This is a genomic window from Emticicia sp. GW821-FHT11C11 (assembly GCF_058808615.1).
The window spans coordinates 1,356,880-1,374,088 of the sequence record NZ_JBXARV010000001.1 but is presented as its reverse complement, the minus strand read 5'-3'; the positions used below and the strand labels follow the sequence as shown (position 1 = coordinate 1,374,088).

Genomic DNA, 17,209 nt, shown 5'->3' with positions numbered 1-17,209 from the left:
AATACCTAGTTCTGAGAGAATCGGCCCAATTATTTTATTCGCTGCTGTATTAATTACAATAGCAACTTTTTGGTTGATTGTCAGGAAAAAATCTGATTCTGATGAAATAATTTACTTTATAAGTGAGATAACAAACATTCACATTAAAAAGCATGGAACAGAGTAAGAGTTAAAAGGTTACCCCTCATTAAATTTCTATACAAGCAATAAAATCTTTTTTCAGCCATACTATTACAATAATGGGAATCTTACCTATACAAATCAAGGCAAAACAATAAGGATTAGTGTTCTAAAAAGTGATTACGATTGGCGTCTGAAACATAAGTTTATAAGGAAAATCACCATGTTCTCTGAAACAGATTTACCGATTGAAAATTTTAAGATTCTTGATTAGCTCTGCTAAAGATAAAACCTAAAACCCAATATGACCGCAAAACAAATTGTAGAAAAACTGGCATCTTTTCCTAACAGAGGCGTAGCTACTGCTAATGAAATACCCGTGCTTGATTATCTGAGCAGTTTGTTTCCGGAACGAGATGTTACAAGGGAGTCGTTCAAAACACCTAAAACCTACATCTCAATTGTATGGTGGTTGATTGGGGGTTTAACGGCAGGATTATTGGCGCTTAATTTCTCCCCTATAGCTGGCTTATTTCTGACATTGATATTTGTAACCCTGGCTATGCTGTATTTCAACTGGTACGCATCGCCGGTTACTGGTTTCCCTCCCTTAGTCACTTCGTATAATCTGATAGTTAAGGCTAAACATAACGAGGTCAGCAAGCCTAAAAAGCTCATTCTGATGGCACACTGGGACACAGCGCCTATTTCAGTTCTTTACAGACCTGAAATGGTAGGTAATTTCAGAAAATCATTAAAAATGAGTTTGCTTCTTATGATTATAGCACAGTTTATAGCCATTTCTCAGTTTCTGGTGCCTAATAATTTCATTATGCTGATAGGCAATATTTTAGCCTTCTATTTTCTATTGCAGGGATTAGTGGGAACCGTCGATTATTTCCGTTTAGGATATTCAAACGGGGCTTCTGACAACGCCACCGGCGTGGCAGCAGCTATTGCCACGGCAGAAAAATTGTGGGCTGAAAATCTGGATAATCTTGATGTTGAACTGGTGCTGACAGGTGCCGAAGAGGTAGGTATGATTGGCTCAAGAGCTTATATGAAAAAACATTATACCGAATTCAATAAAGAAACTTATCTGGTAAATTTTGATACTTTAGGTAAAGGGAATCTGAAAATCATTACCCAGACCGGCAGCTGGTCTAATATTGTGTATGATAACCAGCTGATACAGATAGCCAAACAAACCGTTGCGGAACTTCCTGCTCTGAAAAACGTAACAACCGGAGCATGGCATACAGCTGATTTTGACTCGGTCTGGTTTCAGCGGGCGGGTATTCCGGCAGTAACGCTGGCGGCTCTTGATGCCAATGGCCGCATGCCTAATATTCACCGCCCGACTGATATTCTGACAAACGTAGATTTTTTACCTATGGAAAAGGCTATTATATTAGCAGAGAAAATCGGAGAACAACTCAACAATTCTTAATCTTCTTTACTATGAATCGTAACCAGACTTATCTATTCTTTGGCTTGTCTGCATTAAATATTGTAGCTGGCTTATTGGAAAACGAATGGCTTGGCTATATAACAAAACCCCTGCTGATGATTACCCTGGGTCTTTTTTATTATCAGCATACCCATACAACTTTTACCAGAAGAGACCGTATTGTGTTGTTTGCGCTGCTTTTCTCCTGCCTGGGTGATACCTTCCTGATGTTTCAGAAATTCAATCAGAACTTCTTTTTGCTAGGCTTAGGTGCGTTTTTGCTGGGGCATGTTTGCTATATATTGCTGTTTCAGCAAGAGGGGAAATCCCGCCACTTCCGTTGGTTACCGTTTATATCATACGCCTGTTTGCTTTTGTTCTTCCTGCTCAATAAAATTCCGGCAGACTTCAAAATTCCGGTCATGCTTTATTCGGTTGTGATAACACTGATGGGTATCAGAGCCAGTGAAAGGCAGGTGAAAGATAAAAGTTATGAAATAGTGCTGATTGGCGCCGTCTTATTCATTATCTCTGACTCGCTCATTGCGCTTACTAAATTCGTAGTGTCAATACCTTTGGCAGGCTTCTGGATTATGAGCACCTATGTTGTGGCCCAATACCTGATCATTCATGGCCTATTAATCAGTCGCCGCTCTTAGCTTCATTCCTTCTTCGTTTTCTGTATGAAGGCTCAGGAGTAATTAATTCAGCCATGTCGCTGAGTTCGAGTTTCAAGGCATTCATTGAAAGCGTAATTTCACGCACTGATAGCGTCAGCGCTGCAATTTGAAGCATCAGGGCTCCGCCAAACATCCATTTGGCAGCCAGTTCTTTGCCTACAAAAATTAACAGCATACAAACGGCACTCAAAAGCAGGCTCGAAATGGCTATTACCTGAATATTCCTTACAATTCTGATGCGTCGTTGCAGGCCTCTGATCTGTGCAACAATGTTTTCTTTTTCCTCTTCTGTTTTGTATTTCAAGTGCAGGTCACGAATAAGACTTGCCAAAGCCAGAAACCGGTTAGTAAAAGCAATCATCAGTAATGAAACTGTAGAAAAAAGAAGCGCCGGGGTACTAATAGTCAATTCCATCAGGTATGATTAAGCGAAACCTGCAGGCTTCGCCGTTATAAACAAAATAAGTAGGTCTTTGAAAGAGATATTATGCGTAACTGCCCGAAATATAACTTTCGAGGGAAGCAATCTGAGCCTTTTGCTCATTGATTATTGTTGTTACCAAATCATTGATGGAAATAATACCCGCCAGCCTATCAGCGTCCATTACCGGTAAGTGTCTGATGTGCTTGTCAGACATAATACGCATGGCATCTTCCAGTTTATCTTCCATATCTATCGTAATCACTTTCGATGTCATTACGTCACTTACCTTCGTTTCGTCAGAATGCAGCCCTTTTAACACAATTTTGCGGGCATAGTCACGTTCTGAAAAAATGCCGGAAAGTTTTCCGTTATCTATTACCAAAACCGCCCCGATATTTTTATCGGCCATTTCTACAAGCGCATTATATACGGTTGTATCTGATGAAACCGAAAAGAGCGCATTGATTTTCTTTTTTTGCAATATCTGACGAATTTTCATAGGTATAAATTTACGGTTGATAAAACATAAGACAATTTTATAAAAAAAATCATAGAAAGCAATAGTTTGAAAAACAAAAATATATTATTAACTTTGCACCCCTAAATAATATGTTCACGGCACAACCGGAAACTATTTTAGAATAAAACAGTATTCATTGTAAATCTTTCATTCAAAAATGTACGCAATCGTAGAAATCGCAGGTCAGCAATTTAAAGTTGAAAAGGGTCGTACGCTCTATACTAATAGATTAGAGGGCGAAACGAACGCTGAACTTGTTTTCGACAAGGTACTCCTTGTTGACAACGGTGGAACTATCTCAGTAGGTGCTCCAACCGTAACTGGTGCTTCTGTAAAAGCAACTATCCTTGAACACCTTAAAGGCGAAAAAGTAATCGTTTTCAAGAAAAAACGTCGTAAGGGCTACGTTAAAAAGAACGGTCACCGTCAATATTTGACTAAAATTCAAATCGACGAAATCGGAGCGTAAAAGCAGGTTGAGTGAGATACTCAGCAACAAAAACATTTATTCATTGCAATTCACTAATTAAAAGAGAATAAGGTCATGGCACACAAAAAAGGTGTTGGTTCGTCGAAAAACGGACGCGAATCAGAAAGCAAACGCTTAGGCGTTAAATTGTTTGGTGGACAAACCGCTATCGCTGGTAACATCATTGTTCGTCAACGTGGTACTAGACATAATCCGGGTGTTAATGTAGGTGTTGGTAGAGACCACACACTTTTCGCGTTAACCGATGGTATCGTAGAATTTAAAAAAGGACGTGACGGAAAATCTTTCGTTAACGTTGTAGCAGAAGCTTAATCAGTGTTCTGTAAAAGATTTTGAGACCTGCCCCATAAAGGCAGGTTTTTTTATGCCTGTACCAAACTTATTTTTAGTAACGACTGTTCTTAAACAGACACAGATTATTTAATACTACCGATTGTCATGCTTCAACGCCAAACAATGATATATACCGAGCTGAGCCCCAATCCGAATTCAATGAAATTCGTATTGAATTTTGAGCTGGCTCCTGACGGATTGTCGTTCGATTATCCCACCATAGTTGCTACTGCAGACGAAGAGAAAGCTTCTCCTTTAGCAGCAGACCTTTTTCAGTTCCCGTTTGTGAGGAGAATCTTTATTGCAGCCAATTTCATCACAATTACCAAAGATGAGGATACAGAATGGGAAGATGTGGTTTATGATATAAAGAAATTTCTGAAGATATATTTTGAGCAAAACCATCCTGTCTTTACTCAGAAAACGATTGATAAAAACACGTTGATTATTGATGCGAATGATTCGGCCATAGTGGCGAAAATCAAATCAACGCTTGACCAATATGTGCGCCCGGCGGTGGAGTCAGACGGTGGCGCTATCAACTTCGCTTCTTTTGATGAAATAACCGGACAAGTGAAAGTTTATCTGCAGGGTTCTTGCAGCGGTTGTCCTTCGTCTACAGTTACCCTACGTGACGGTATCCAACGTTTATTAACAACAATGGTACCAGAGGTAAAAGAAGTAGTAGCAGAAGGCGTTTAAGACATAAAGATAATATGTTAGGTAGAGACATGGCAATGCCATGTCTCTTTTTTTGTAATATCAAAGCGCATGATTGGCCATAATTCTCGATAATATTCCCTCTTTTAGCGAATAACTCGATACCCTCACATGATTAATCCCATAGGCCTGTATTACGTATCTGATAAGGCATACCGCTACCACTATCATATCCACGCGCAGCTCAATCATTCCGGGAATCGCCATTCTTTCCGCATGATTTTTAAACACCAGTTCATCATAAGCCGTGTAAAACTCCGAAATGGAATAATCAAACCCTACTTGCTCAGTCGGTGGTAATTGGCCCTTTTCATTCATAAAGTGCATATCAATCAGAGTATCGAACGAACCCGAGGAGCCAATCAAAGTCTTGGGGTCATACTGATGGCAGGCATTTGCCAAAGGCAACAGTTTTTCACGAAAAAAATCATCCATTTGCTGCACTGAACGCATGGAAATAGGGTCGGTCTTCATAAACTTGTCCATCAATCGCTGCCCTCCTATTTCGAAACTCTGTTTCCAGAAAATCTTCTCACCATTACCGATAATAAACTCTACGCTCCCTCCTCCTATATCCATCACCATAGATGTTTCATTGATCGGGAGCGCCTCCCTTACTCCATAATAAATCAATTCTGCTTCTTTATCGCCCGAGATGACCTGTATATTTATACCCGTTTCTTCAGCTACTCTGCTGGTGAACTCTTCTTTATTAGCGGCGTTTCTGATAGCGCTGGTGCCAATGGCAAAAATCTGAGCAGTATCTATCTGATGGCTATCAATGATAGCCTTAAAGTGCTTCAAAACACGCAAAGCCCGCTGAATACCTTCTTCGGCAATAATACCCTGGCTGATACCTCCCTGACCGATTTTGGCCGGTATTGACTCTCTGTAAAGTGTTTGTTGGTTTTCGACAATCAGCAAATGAAATGTATTGGTTCCTAAATCTATAATGGCTATTTTCATGCTGAAGTAATTAGGTGAGGTTTGCAGTGCAAAACTACACTTTTTCAAAAAACACTTGTAGCACCGCACCGATTAAATTTCACAAAAACCTGACCATTGCTTGAAAAAATAAACTATTCTTTCTACATTTGCAACCCCAAACAAAAGGAGGTGTATTTATATGTTAATAGTAAATGTAAAAGAAAACGAGTCTATTGATAAAGCGTTGAAACGTTTTAAAAAGAAATTTGAAAAAACCGGTGTATTGCGTCAGTTGCGTAAACGTCAGGCTTTCGAGAAACCTTCAGTAGCGCGTCGTAACGAAGTTATTCATGCTCGTTATGTTACACAACTAAGAAGCAACGAAGAAATCTAAATCGATTGACAATAGACACGAAACTAAATTTCGGTCGTTCATTGTAAATAGATATATTTTAAACCATATTAGCAGTTTCAATTGCTTAAGGCAAATTGTTTACTGGTAGTATGGTTTCTTATTTTTTACAATATATCCAATTCGAAAAACGGCTCAGTCAGCATACGGTTACGGCCTATGAAAACGACATGAAGCAGTTTTCTACCTATCTGCAATTTCAATACGAGCTAAACGAACCCGAAAAGGCCGATTCACAGATGATCAGATCATGGATTGCGGGCATGGCCGAAGAAAAAATGGACAACCGGAGTATCAACCGGAAAATTGCCACACTCCGGAGCTACTACGATTTCCTGCTTCGTCGCAAAGCCATCTCAGCCGACCCGATGCTCAAAATCAAGACTTTAAAAACCGATAAGCCTCTGCCAAAATTTGTTGAAGAAAAATCAATGCAAACCATGCTGGCCGGGATTGAATTTGAAAATGATTTTGCCGGGCAAAGGGATAAACTGGTTTTGGAACTACTCTATGGCACAGGCATGCGCCTTGCCGAGTTAATCGGTTTGAAAATAAGCGATATCAACCTGTTTAATCACACGCTTAGCGTACTTGGTAAAAGAAATAAACAGCGGGTGATTCCGGTTAACAAGAGCCTGGCAGAAGCCATAAGCAGTTATATAGATGGTAGAAAAGAGTTCGTGAGCAATTTTGCTGCTACACCTTACTTGATACTGACAGATAACGGAGCACAGGCATATCCGATGTTTATTCAGAGGCTGGTTAAGAAATACCTTACAATGGTTACGTCACTTGAGCAAAAAAGCCCGCATGTGCTAAGACATACCTTTGCCACGCATCTATTAAACCGCGGTGCCGACCTGAACGCCATTAAAGATTTACTCGGCCATACAAGCCTGGCTGCTACACAGGTTTATACCCACAATACGATTGAGAAATTGAAGAAAGTATATCAACAGGCTCACCCTAAAGCCTGATACATGCATAACTGCCTGAACATTCAACCTAAAACTACAATTGATGAAAAACTACATTTATACACTCTGCCTTATACTGGCAGTAAGCGTTGCCTACTTTTTCCCTCAGTATTTTATAGAAATCAACGGCTTTCAGTTAAAAGAATTAATCATACCCCTATTGCAGATTATCATGTTTGGCATGGGTACCACCATGACCTACGACGATTTTCTGGGTGTAATTAAAATGCCAAAGGCCGTTATTATTGGCTTGGCCTGTCATTTCATTATCATGCCTTTACTCGGCTTTTCTATAGCCAGTGTCTTTGATTTTCCGGCTGAAATTGCCGCAGGGGTTATTCTGGTTGGCTGCTCACCAAGTGGGCTGGCCTCTAATGTGGTTTCTTATATTGCCAAAGCTAATGTGGCGCTTTCTATTACCATTACCTCTTTTGCTACCTTACTGGCACCTTTCCTGACTCCATTTCTTATGAAAATTCTGGGTGGTCAATTCATAGATATCAATTTCTGGCAAATGATGATCGAGATCATCAAAATGATTATTGTACCGGTTATTCTCGGATTTATGGTTAATAAAATATTCAAAAAGCAAAGCGCCTGGCTCAACAAAATTCTGCCCTATGTGTCAATGGGAGGTATCCTTATTATTCTTGTTGTCATAACTTCTGCCGGTCAAAAATCACTTCAGACAGTGGGTATTGCTTTAGTTTTTGCCACTATTATTCACAATGTGGGCGGTTTTATTCTGGGTTACTGGGGAGCCAGACTATTCAAATTGCCTGAACAAGACTGCCGGACAGTAGCCATTGAAGTAGGCCTGCAAAATGCAGGATTGGCCTCAGGCTTAGCCAAGGCAATGGGTAAACTGGCAACAGTGGGCGTTCCACCTGCTTTGTTCGGACCAATCATGAACATTAATGGTTCATTGCTGGCTAGTTTCTGGAGTAAGAAATCGGTAGACTGAATAAAAAAGCAAAAGGCGCGTAAATCGCGCCTTTTGCTTATATGATACATTCTGATTATCTGTCTGTATACATGCTTTCATAGTATTTCAGATAGTCACCACTGGTTACATTTTTCAACCAGGTTGTATTTTCAAGATACCAGTCTACAGTACTGGCCAGCCCTTCTTCAAATTGTAAAGATGGCTGCCATCCCAGTTCATTCATAAGCTTTGTGGCATCAATGGCATATCTTAAATCGTGACCTGCGCGGTCTTGTACGTAGGTAATCAATTTAACCGATGTTCCTTCCGGGCGGCCTAATTTCTCGTCCATTATTTTGCATAGCAAATGTACTAAATCAAGGTTTTTCCATTCGTTGAAACCACCAATGTTATAAGTTTCTCCATTGGCACCATTATGGTAAATCACATCAATGGCACGGGCGTGGTCTTTTACAAAAAGCCAGTCGCGCACATTCTCGCCCTTGCCATAAACCGGCAGTGGCAGATTATGCATGATATTGTTAATCATTAATGGAATCAGTTTTTCCGGGAAATGATTCGGGCCATAATTGTTAGAGCAGTTCGATACCACTACCGGTAACTTATAAGTATTGTGGTATGCCCTCACGAAATGGTCTGACGATGCCTTTGATGCAGAATACGGCGAGCGGGGATCATAACTGGTTGTCTCGAGAAAAAACTCTTTCGGATCATGCAGTTCTCCGTATACCTCATCTGTTGACACATGATAAAAACGCTTGCCTTCATAATTGCTATCCTTCCATGCCTCTCGGGCAGCATTCAATAAATTAACGGTACCTATCACGTTGGTCATTACAAATGCCATCGGGTCAGTTATCGACCTGTCAACATGCGATTCCGCCGCCAGGTGTATCACACCTTCAAAATTATATTTCTGAAACAATCCTTTCAGGAAATAGGCATCTACTATGTCTCCTTTTTCAAAAACATAGTTAGGCAGATGTTCAATGTCTTTCAGGTTTTCCAGGTTACCGGCATAAGTAAGGTTGTCCAGATTAACTATCTGATAATCCGGATATTTTGTCACGAAGAGACGAACCACATGAGAACCTATGAAACCTGCTCCGCCCGTTATTAAAATGTGTTTTGATTGCATTTTTATCATTCAATTTAGATCGTACCCAAAACGATAAACTCTCAATATAATTACTAATCTATCAGCTTTCGCTTATTTATTCTTTGCTATTTTCTTTTCCCATCTCCAGGCATCTTTTACACTTTCTTCCAGTGATTTCTCCGTTTTCCAGCCTAACACTTTTTCTGCTTTTTCAACACTGCCAAATATTTTCTCTACATCGCCGGCACGTCGGGGTCCTATTTCATAATTAAGTTTCACTTTATTCACTTTTTCAAATGCCTTAATCACCTCAAGAACCGTATTACCTCTGCCTGTGCCTACATTGAACACATCATAGAAATTATCCTTGCTTTCAGACAGCAATTTTAATGCCGAAACATGTGCTTTAGCCAAATCAACTACATGTATAAAATCTCTCACATTGGTTCCATCTGTAGTATTGTAATCACTCCCGAAAACAGTGAGTTTAGGCCTGATACCAATAGCAGTTTGTGTGATGAAAGGCACAAGATTGCTTGGTACTCCTCTGGGCAGCTCTCCTATATGAGCGGTTGGGTGGGCACCAATCGGATTAAAATACCTTAGCGCTATGATTTTCAACGGGTTGCCTGCAGTGATGGTATCACGGAGTATATCTTCACAAATGGTTTTGGTATTACCATAAGGCGACGCAGCCGGTTTGCGTGGTGTATCTTCTGTAACAGGAATCATGTCGGGCTGACCATAAACCGTACATGACGATGAAAAAACAAGGTTTTTAATATTTAGTTTCAACATCACTGCCAGCACGTTCAGGGTCGAACCTATATTATTTTCGTAATACTTAAGTGGCTTTTCAACCGACTCTCCTACTGCCTTGTAAGCGGCAAAATGAATGACACCTTCTATATTTTCTTTTTTACAGATTTGCTCCAGTGCTTTTATATCATTACAGTCTTTTTCGTAGTATTTAACAGGCTTTTTTAATATTTTCTTTAAACCTTTCAGAACAGATTTTTCCGAATTGTTGAAATTATCGATAATAACAGGGTCATAACCGGCGTTCACCAGTTCAACTACTGTATGCGAGCCAATGAATCCGGCACCGCCTGTAACTAAGATTTTCATAAGCTTAAAATATCCGGTTAAAATTTCTGAAAAAGTTTTTTAGCAAAACTATTTGTTTTTTTGTCAAAAGTATGAATTTAGAGGTGGATTTAGAAAAAATTGAGCTTTGAAGTTTTAACACGGCCACAAGCAAACCGTTAGCCTGCTTACAGTCAGCTATTTAGGCCCACAAAGATTTGTTATGAAAGAATCGGAAATAAAAGCGTTGGTAACACTTCTGGACGATGAAGACATTGAAGTAGTACAACATGTTGAAAAACAATTAAGAACCATTGGCGGAGCGGTGATTCCTTTGCTGGAAGATCACTGGCAGGAAAACGGATTGAACCCGGTATTACAAAAGAAAATAGAGGATCTGATTCATGATCTGCAATACAACTTATTGATCAGCAGATTACTGGAGTGGAAGCAAAACGGACACCAGGACTTGCTGGAAGGTATGTGGATAATTGCCACTTATCAATATCCTGACATCACGCTTGAAAAATTACGGCAGAGTCTGAATGATATTTATTTTGATGCCTGGCTGGAGTTCAGAGATGATTTACACCCGCATGATCAGGTCAGAATTCTGAATCAGGTATTTTTTGATAAGTATAAGTTTGTGTCTAACACAAAGAACTTTCATTCTCCGGCCAATTCAATGCTCAATCAGGTTTTCGAGCAAAAAAAGGGAAACCCCATTTCGCTTTGTATCATTTATATGTTGATAGCCAAGCGACTGGGTATGCCGGTTAGCGGAGTTAATCTGCCCAGTTTATTTGTATTAACCTACAAAAACCCACAGATACAATTCTATATCAATGTATTTAACCGGGGGCTTATTTTCTCGAAAATTGATATAAGCAACTATGTAAAGCAAATGCATTTGCTGCCGCAGGACAGTTTTTATCAACCTTGTACCAATCTGGATATTATATGCAGAGTATTGCGCAATCTGATCGTATCTTTCGAGAAGGTTTCAGATGTTGAAAGAGCACAGGAAATTGAAAATATTCTGAAACTAATGACAGAATAATTTAGCAGACCATAACGAGATAGTACTTATCTATTTTTTCAACCACCATTTCATAATCCTCGTCAATTTCATTGATTTTAAGTCGACCATTGATAATCTGCTGATTTTTCCCGAACGGGGCAATCAGCAGATTATCCTTGAAGATAACCTTACGCTTGCCGTATAATTTATACAAAGCTTCTTTAGCTGACCAGTAAATACAGAGTTTATCCTGGTCGTTAGCAGCGTCATTCCTTTCAGCTTCTGACAAAAACTTATATGCAATTTTCAATAATTTTTCGCTGGGCCGTTCCATGTCTATTCCCAAAGGCCGACTCCTGTGCATAATTACCGCTACAAATTCAATAGTGTGCGTAAGAGAAAACTGCCAGTCGACTCCTGCCAGATATGGTTTGCCACATTCATCTTTTTTTATACCCAGATACTGTATACCCAATTTATCGGCCAGATATTTAATGGTCAATCTGCTGCAGAAAAACTCAACCTGTTTTTGCGCATGATGAATATTTGCCAGTTCGGCGTCTGTTAATATTTCAGAAGGAAGCATGGCCTGTAACTCGTCATGCGACTCTTCTATTTTCCAGACAGCCAGAAAAGAATCATTGCTATATTGTTTTTCTATAATAACAGGCATACTACTATGTTGTTTTAAAGCCTCCTTATCAATAATGCCGCAAATAAATGAATAAACTGTAAGTCGGGGTTTGAATTAAAATAATTTTTTATATTTGTTCTGATCCTATCCAAACAATAACCTATTAAGATGCCATATGAATACTAAAAAAAAACTTCTGCTCCTGTACCCGATAACATTGTCTTTAAACATATAGCAGGCTTAATACATCTGTATTGCCATTTTCATAAAAACTGAATGCCCGATGAGCAGTATTGACACATCGGATGATTCAGGAATAAATCTCAATTTTTCATAAATTAATAAAAATAATAATAGCAGATATCTAAGAAAATACGTTCAGATTAGAAGAAGTATTTCCATAAATGGCAAAATTTTCTAAAATTACTTACACAAAACGCAGCATATTATTTTATTTTCTCGTCTTTTGTCTAAATAATTGTTTATTTTTAAACTTGGCATCTCAAATAGTTAACTGCTGTTTATTGCCAATTGTATAGAGTACCTTTTTAATTACTAAACTAAACTATATTTTCCAACCTATGACTTTTATGAAATCTCGACATTGCTTAAATACCCGGGCCGTTCTGCCGCAATCATTCAATTTTTAAATATTTCTATTAATTATTTAGGACAATAAAAGGTTTGTCTTGTACAATAATTGATTTTTATAATTTATCGGCAATTTTCACTCATGTATATGAGGTTTTTACTTGTATTTAATTTATTTTTAATCTCTTTAAATTAATCCTATAACAAACTAAATTACGAATGGACAAACTTTTACGAGTTTCATTAAGTTGCGTATTCCTATTTATCTCAATTTGGGTAAATGCGCAAGACGTGGATGTAACAGGGAAAGTTACATCAACTGAAGACGGTAGTCCGCTACCAGGAGTATCAATTACAGTAAAAGGTACAACAAGAGGAACTACTACTAATGTAGACGGAACTTACAAAATTGCTGTTCCTGCCAACGGTATTCTTCAAGCCAGTTTCATTGGCTTCGCAACGTTGGAACAACCGCTTAATAACCGCAGAATTGTTAACTTTGCTTTAGATCTTGCTACCAAAACACTGAACGAGGTGGTTGTGACAGGTTACGGTTCGCAAATCAAACGCGATTTAACAGGTAATATTGCTAAAATCAAAGGAGCTGATGTAGCTGATATGCCTGTAACTACTTTCGAGCAAAGTATCCAGGGTAAAGCAGCCGGTGTGCAGATAAACCAGGGTACGGGTAAACTGGCACAAGGTATTCAGGTACGTGTCCGTGGCCAATCTTCTGTAAGTGCTTCTAACCAACCATTATATGTATTAGATGGTATTCCGCTTACGCAAGGTAATCTTTCTATCACAACCAGTACCACCAATCCCTTGGTAGATATTAACCCTCAGGATATTGAATCTATCGAGATTCTGAAAGATGCTTCAGCCGGGGCTATTTATGGGGCACGTGCCGCAAATGGGGTTGTTCTGATTACTACTAAAAGAGGTAAAGCAGGTAAAACCAATGTTACTTTTGGTATGCAGTATGGTAAAAGCAAACCAACCAATGTTTTGCAATTTCTGAACACAGAGCAATACATCGATTTTTATCGGATGGCTGCTGCCAATTCAGATGCCATTGAGGGTTACCCAACGAGCGACCCTGACTCTTATACCTCATACATGGAAAGCTTCTTTTCTACTCAAAGTCTGGGAACCCTAGGTACTGCTAAACAAGTGGATACAAAATGGGCCGATCTGGCGTATCAGGATGCACCTTCACAGCAATATGATTTAAATATTAGTGGTGGTTCTGAGAAAACTTCCGTATTTATTTCGGGTCAGCTTTTAGACCAACAGGGTATCCTTGCGGGCAATGCATTCAACCGCATGTCAGGACGTATGAACCTTACCCACAAAGTTACTGATCGTCTGAATGTGGGTATGAATATGAGCATGACTCGTTCGTTTAACCAACGTGTATCTGGTGACCGTCAGTTCGATAACCCACAGCAGTTGGTAGCGCTTCCCCCAATGACTCCGTCAACTGACCCAGAAACAGGTTTACCTGTTGGTATGCCTCCGGGTGATATCTCAATTCCGGTATATTACAATGCGCTTATTAACATCGGTAATGCTTATTATAACACTACTGTGCATCGTAGTATCGGAAGTATATTTGGTGAGTATAATTTCTTCAAAGGACTTAGATTCCGTTCCGAACTAGCTGTTGATTTATTGAATCAACAGGAAGAACAATATTACAACAGTAAAACCCAACGTAACTTCGGAGCTCCGCTTGGCTATGGTTATAACCGTTTTGTGAGAGTAGAAAACTACAACACCAATAATTACTTTGTATTTGACAAAACCATTGGTATCCATTCATTTGATGCAACGGCTGGTATGTCGTTCCAAAATTCTCTCACAAAGACAAATGCGGCCGAAGGTAGAGATTTCCCGTCTGATGCCTATCGTATGATTGCAAGTGCAGCCCGTAAAACAGATGCGAGTTCTTCAGAATCGAATTATAATTTCCTTTCGTACTTTGCCCGTGTGAATTACAAATTCAACGAAAAATATCTGTTAGGTTTAAGTGCCCGTGCCGATGCATCGTCACGCTTCGGTATAGATAATCGATATGGTTTCTTCCCAGCGGTATCTGCCGGATGGATTCTAACGGAAGAAAGCTTCCTGAAAAATATTGAGGCAATCAGCTTTTTGAAATTACGTGCCAGTTGGGGTTTAACAGGTAATGCTGAAGTTGGAAACTTCGGTCACTTAGGATTATTCGCAGGTGATGCCGGCTATGGTACATTACCGGGCCAACGCCCATACCAATTAGCAAACCCTGACTTAAGTTGGGAAACAACTAACCAAATAGATATTGGTTTAGATTTTGGTATTCTTAAAAACAGAATCAATGGTGAGATTGACTACTACGAAAAAAATACAACTGGCTTATTGTTGAATGTAAATGTACCGGGTACTTCAGGTTTTTCAACCCAGTTGAAAAACGTGGGTTCATTAACTAACAAAGGTTTTGAATTTGTATTAAACACCGACAACCTGGTTGGCCAGTTCAAATGGAAAACAAGCTTTAATGCTTCAACAAATACTAATAAAATTACTAATCTGCAAGGACAGGTAATTGAAGGTGGTTTGAGCAACATGAGCCGCGCTGTTGAAGGCCAGCCACTTGGGGTATTCTATACTGTAGAATATGCAGGTGTTGATCCGGCTAACGGAGATGCGCTTTTCTATAAAAACACTAAAAATTCGGATGGTTCATTAGACAGAACAACAACCAATGTTTACTCGCAGGCTCAAAGAACGGTGATAGGTAGCCCGCTCCCTAAGTGGATTGGTGGTATTACCAATACTTTCAGCTATAAAGGTATCGAACTAAGCGTATTCTTTAATGGTGTGTTCGGTAACAAACTAAATTTCTATGGTGTGGGTCGTTTCTCATCAGCCAATGGTCGTTATGAAGACAACCAGACTGTTAATCAGTTAGCTGCCTGGACTCCTGAGAATCGTGACACAAAGGTGCCGCAGGCTCGTTTATTCTATAATAACGGTGCACAGGCATCAAGTCGCTTCATTGAGGATGGTTCTTTTATACGTTTGCGTAATGTTACACTTTCTTATAATCTTCCAAAATCTATTATTAATAAAGTGAAGTTGAGTAATGTAAGATTGTACGTAACCGGTCAGAACTTGTTGACATTTACGAAATATTCTGGTTGGGATCCGGAAGTAAATGCCGATGATGTTGTATCAAACATTGCTTTGGGTTATGATTTTTATACTACCCCGCAAGCAAAAACTATTTTGGGTGGTTTAAGTATCAGTTTCTAATTTCTTTTTCAGAAGTACATGAAATAGAAAGCAGCACTTTATTTTAATTATTTAAAGCAATCAGAAAATAAAATGAATAAAAATATTAAAAATTGGATATTTACTTTTGCCGCAGTTGCCTTTCTGGCTAGTTGCGACAATAAGCTGAATGTATTGCCGACTGCCACCATTGATGAATCGGAGGCACTGTCGAATTCACAGGCGGTAGAAGTAACACTCATAGGTGCTTACGATGCCATAAGCAGCAGCAACGTTTATGGTGGTGCCGTACAATATTCCGGAGATTTACTAGGTGACGATCAGGAGGTAAGATTTGCCGGAACATTTGTAACATTGGATGAGTTGTGGCGTAAAACCTTCACAACCACCAACACGCAAACACAGGCTACCTGGTTACAAAGCTATAGCGCCATTAACATTTCTAATAACGTGCTATCGGCTCTGGATAAAGTTGAGGCATCTAAAAAGAACACCGTTGAAGGGGAAGCTCGTTTCATTCGTGGTTTGGTTTATTTCGATCTGGTAAGACTTTGGGCAAAAGCGTACCTGGATGGTGATCCTAATACTAATTTGGGTGTTCCATTAGTGACTACTCCAACACGTGGCATAACAGAAACAGATTTTCGTGCTAGAGCTACGGTAGCTGCTATTTATGCACAGGTAATTGAAGACCTAACTAAAGCTGAAACTCTTTTGGGTAATCCTCAGAATACTGGCTTCGCTTCAAAAGGTGCCGCACAGGCTATTCTGGCAAGAGTTTATTTGCAACAAGGCAAGTATACAGAGGCACGTGATGCAGCTAATCGTGTAATTGCCGGATCGCAGTTTTCTTTGACTGAGACGTTTCAGGATGTCTTTAATGATGCCACTAATGATAGTGAAATAATATTTAGAATACTTGTTACAGATCAGGATGGTGTAAACAGCATGAACACTTACTATGCTCCGGCCACTTATCAGGGACGTGGAGATATTCGTGTACAAACCAAACACCTTAACTTATATGGACCTGGTGATACAAGAGGTTCTTTCTTTGTAAGAGCATCAAATAACACCTATACAGGAAAATATCTCGACCAATATGGTGATGTTCCGGTGGTTCGTCTGGCTGAAATGTATCTGGTTCGCGCTGAAGCTAACTTGCGTTTAGGAACAACAACGGGAGCAACGCCTTTGAGCGATGTGAACCGAATCAGAGAAAGAGCAGGTGCTATTCCTTTGCTTACCGTTTCAGTAGATGATGTTCTGAAAGAGCGCAAATTGGAGCTTGCCTTCGAAGGAGAGCAGGTGCATGATGCCAAGCGTACGAAAAGAAACGTAGGCGCTTTGCCATTCAGCGATAATAAACTGGTTATTCCAATTCCGCAACGTGAGATAGATACCAACAAATCGTTAGTACAAAATCCGGGGTATTAATTATTCAATATCTCAAACATAAAAATAGAGGGCGCAAGCGCCCTCTATTTTGTTTTCTATGCAATA

17 protein-coding genes are annotated in these 17,209 nt (G+C 39.5%); 11 read left to right on the top strand and 6 right to left on the bottom strand.

Going from position 1 to position 17,209, the window contains the following annotated elements:
- Positions 1 to 424: 424 nt before the first annotated feature.
- Positions 425 to 1,570, top strand: coding sequence for a M28 family metallopeptidase (locus AC1RRY_RS05830; RefSeq protein WP_492817492.1), 1,146 nt, complete (start codon positions 425 to 427; stop codon positions 1,568 to 1,570).
- 11 nt (positions 1,571 to 1,581) lie between these two features.
- Positions 1,582 to 2,229 (top strand): lysoplasmalogenase, encoded by a 648-nt coding sequence (locus AC1RRY_RS05825; protein WP_492817494.1) that lies wholly within the window; start codon positions 1,582 to 1,584, stop codon positions 2,227 to 2,229.
- Here AC1RRY_RS05825 and AC1RRY_RS05820 read toward each other — a convergent pair.
- Together AC1RRY_RS05820 and AC1RRY_RS05815 are read right to left on the bottom strand one after the other, a co-directional pair.
- Positions 2,213 to 2,665: a DUF2721 domain-containing protein gene (locus AC1RRY_RS05820; protein ID WP_492817496.1), complete on the bottom strand. Its 453-nt coding sequence runs from the start codon at positions 2,663 to 2,665 to the stop codon at positions 2,213 to 2,215. The two genes, AC1RRY_RS05825 and AC1RRY_RS05820, sit on opposite strands and share 17 nt — an antisense overlap.
- Before the next feature lie 70 nt (positions 2,666 to 2,735).
- Complete coding sequence (locus AC1RRY_RS05815; RefSeq protein ID WP_492817498.1) at positions 2,736 to 3,173, bottom strand: CBS domain-containing protein; 438 nt, start codon at positions 3,171 to 3,173, stop codon at positions 2,736 to 2,738.
- A gap of 178 nt (positions 3,174 to 3,351) precedes the next feature.
- Between AC1RRY_RS05815 and rplU the strand changes: the two genes are divergently transcribed.
- The 3 genes from rplU to AC1RRY_RS05800 all read left to right on the top strand — a co-directional run bounded on the left by rplU (position 3,352) and on the right by AC1RRY_RS05800 (position 4,719).
- Positions 3,352 to 3,663, top strand: coding sequence for a 50S ribosomal protein L21 (gene rplU / locus AC1RRY_RS05810; protein WP_492817500.1), 312 nt, complete (start codon positions 3,352 to 3,354; stop codon positions 3,661 to 3,663).
- 75 nt (positions 3,664 to 3,738) lie between these two features.
- Complete coding sequence (gene rpmA, locus AC1RRY_RS05805) at positions 3,739 to 3,996, top strand: 50S ribosomal protein L27 (RefSeq protein WP_181842553.1); 258 nt, start codon at positions 3,739 to 3,741, stop codon at positions 3,994 to 3,996.
- A 126-nt stretch (positions 3,997 to 4,122) separates the two neighbouring features.
- Complete coding sequence (locus tag AC1RRY_RS05800; RefSeq protein WP_492817503.1) at positions 4,123 to 4,719, top strand: NifU family protein; 597 nt, start codon at positions 4,123 to 4,125, stop codon at positions 4,717 to 4,719.
- Between the two features lie 60 nt (positions 4,720 to 4,779).
- Here AC1RRY_RS05800 and AC1RRY_RS05795 read toward each other — a convergent pair whose 3' ends face one another.
- A complete protein-coding gene (locus AC1RRY_RS05795; RefSeq protein ID WP_492817505.1) occupies positions 4,780 to 5,703 on the bottom strand; it encodes a Ppx/GppA phosphatase family protein in 924 nt (307 codons plus the stop codon).
- A gap of 160 nt (positions 5,704 to 5,863) precedes the next feature.
- On the opposite strand from AC1RRY_RS05795, the gene rpsU reads away from it, so the two are divergent.
- The 3 genes from rpsU to AC1RRY_RS05780 all read left to right on the top strand — a co-directional run bounded on the left by rpsU (position 5,864) and on the right by AC1RRY_RS05780 (position 8,017).
- On the top strand, positions 5,864 to 6,058 hold the full coding sequence (gene rpsU, locus AC1RRY_RS05790) for a 30S ribosomal protein S21 (protein WP_492817506.1): 195 nt from the start codon (positions 5,864 to 5,866) through the stop codon (positions 6,056 to 6,058).
- Between the two features lie 110 nt (positions 6,059 to 6,168).
- On the top strand, positions 6,169 to 7,053 hold the full coding sequence (locus tag AC1RRY_RS05785) for a tyrosine-type recombinase/integrase (RefSeq protein ID WP_492817508.1): 885 nt from the start codon (positions 6,169 to 6,171) through the stop codon (positions 7,051 to 7,053).
- 43 nt (positions 7,054 to 7,096) lie between these two features.
- On the top strand, positions 7,097 to 8,017 hold the full coding sequence (locus tag AC1RRY_RS05780; RefSeq protein WP_492817509.1) for a bile acid:sodium symporter family protein: 921 nt from the start codon (positions 7,097 to 7,099) through the stop codon (positions 8,015 to 8,017).
- Between the two features lie 55 nt (positions 8,018 to 8,072).
- Here the strand turns inward: AC1RRY_RS05780 and rfbB are convergent, their stop codons facing one another.
- Complete coding sequence (rfbB, locus tag AC1RRY_RS05775; RefSeq protein WP_492817511.1) at positions 8,073 to 9,137, bottom strand: dTDP-glucose 4,6-dehydratase; 1,065 nt, start codon at positions 9,135 to 9,137, stop codon at positions 8,073 to 8,075.
- 72 nt (positions 9,138 to 9,209) lie between these two features.
- Positions 9,210 to 10,226, bottom strand: coding sequence for a UDP-glucose 4-epimerase GalE (galE, locus tag AC1RRY_RS05770; RefSeq protein WP_492817513.1), 1,017 nt, complete (start codon positions 10,224 to 10,226; stop codon positions 9,210 to 9,212).
- Positions 10,227 to 10,407: 181 nt separating this feature from the next.
- On the opposite strand from galE, the gene AC1RRY_RS05765 reads away from it, so the two are divergent.
- On the top strand, positions 10,408 to 11,244 hold the full coding sequence (locus AC1RRY_RS05765; protein ID WP_492817515.1) for a transglutaminase-like domain-containing protein: 837 nt from the start codon (positions 10,408 to 10,410) through the stop codon (positions 11,242 to 11,244).
- A gap of 1 nt (position 11,245) precedes the next feature.
- Here AC1RRY_RS05765 and AC1RRY_RS05760 read toward each other — a convergent pair whose 3' ends face one another.
- Positions 11,246 to 11,878, bottom strand: a complete 633-nt coding sequence (locus tag AC1RRY_RS05760) for a 4'-phosphopantetheinyl transferase family protein (protein ID WP_492817517.1) — start codon at positions 11,876 to 11,878, stop codon at positions 11,246 to 11,248.
- A 771-nt stretch (positions 11,879 to 12,649) separates the two neighbouring features.
- Between AC1RRY_RS05760 and AC1RRY_RS05755 the strand changes: the two genes are divergently transcribed.
- Both AC1RRY_RS05755 and AC1RRY_RS05750 read left to right on the top strand, forming a co-directional pair.
- The gene (locus AC1RRY_RS05755; protein WP_492817519.1) at positions 12,650 to 15,727 is read left to right on the top strand and encodes a SusC/RagA family TonB-linked outer membrane protein; all 3,078 of its coding nucleotides are present in this window, start codon (positions 12,650 to 12,652) and stop codon (positions 15,725 to 15,727) included.
- Between the two features lie 72 nt (positions 15,728 to 15,799).
- The gene (locus AC1RRY_RS05750; protein WP_492817521.1) at positions 15,800 to 17,143 is read left to right on the top strand and encodes a RagB/SusD family nutrient uptake outer membrane protein; all 1,344 of its coding nucleotides are present in this window, start codon (positions 15,800 to 15,802) and stop codon (positions 17,141 to 17,143) included.
- Positions 17,144 to 17,209 lie beyond the last annotated feature (66 nt).

What these genes read in the sequence shown, in the direction of transcription:
- AC1RRY_RS05780 (WP_492817509.1), top strand. Translation starts at nt 7,097, where the DNA reads ATGAAAAACTACATTTATACACTCTGCCTTATACTGGCAGTAAGCGTT.
- AC1RRY_RS05830 (WP_492817492.1), top strand. Translation starts at nt 425, where the DNA reads ATGACCGCAAAACAAATTGTAGAAAAACTGGCATCTTTTCCTAACAGA.
- AC1RRY_RS05800 (WP_492817503.1), top strand. Translation starts at nt 4,123, where the DNA reads ATGCTTCAACGCCAAACAATGATATATACCGAGCTGAGCCCCAATCCG.
- galE (WP_492817513.1), bottom strand. Translation starts at nt 10,226, where the DNA reads ATGAAAATCTTAGTTACAGGCGGTGCCGGATTCATTGGCTCGCATACA.
- AC1RRY_RS05825 (WP_492817494.1), top strand. Translation starts at nt 1,582, where the DNA reads ATGAATCGTAACCAGACTTATCTATTCTTTGGCTTGTCTGCATTAAAT.
- rpsU (WP_492817506.1), top strand. Translation starts at nt 5,864, where the DNA reads ATGTTAATAGTAAATGTAAAAGAAAACGAGTCTATTGATAAAGCGTTG.
- AC1RRY_RS05795 (WP_492817505.1), bottom strand. Translation starts at nt 5,703, where the DNA reads ATGAAAATAGCCATTATAGATTTAGGAACCAATACATTTCATTTGCTG.
- AC1RRY_RS05815 (WP_492817498.1), bottom strand. Translation starts at nt 3,173, where the DNA reads ATGAAAATTCGTCAGATATTGCAAAAAAAGAAAATCAATGCGCTCTTT.
- AC1RRY_RS05760 (WP_492817517.1), bottom strand. Translation starts at nt 11,878, where the DNA reads ATGCCTGTTATTATAGAAAAACAATATAGCAATGATTCTTTTCTGGCT.
- AC1RRY_RS05820 (WP_492817496.1), bottom strand. Translation starts at nt 2,665, where the DNA reads ATGGAATTGACTATTAGTACCCCGGCGCTTCTTTTTTCTACAGTTTCA.
- rfbB (WP_492817511.1), bottom strand. Translation starts at nt 9,137, where the DNA reads ATGCAATCAAAACACATTTTAATAACGGGCGGAGCAGGTTTCATAGGT.
- AC1RRY_RS05755 (WP_492817519.1), top strand. Translation starts at nt 12,650, where the DNA reads ATGGACAAACTTTTACGAGTTTCATTAAGTTGCGTATTCCTATTTATC.
- rpmA (WP_181842553.1), top strand. Translation starts at nt 3,739, where the DNA reads ATGGCACACAAAAAAGGTGTTGGTTCGTCGAAAAACGGACGCGAATCA.
- AC1RRY_RS05785 (WP_492817508.1), top strand. Translation starts at nt 6,169, where the DNA reads ATGGTTTCTTATTTTTTACAATATATCCAATTCGAAAAACGGCTCAGT.
- AC1RRY_RS05750 (WP_492817521.1), top strand. Translation starts at nt 15,800, where the DNA reads ATGAATAAAAATATTAAAAATTGGATATTTACTTTTGCCGCAGTTGCC.
- AC1RRY_RS05765 (WP_492817515.1), top strand. Translation starts at nt 10,408, where the DNA reads ATGAAAGAATCGGAAATAAAAGCGTTGGTAACACTTCTGGACGATGAA.
- rplU (WP_492817500.1), top strand. Translation starts at nt 3,352, where the DNA reads ATGTACGCAATCGTAGAAATCGCAGGTCAGCAATTTAAAGTTGAAAAG.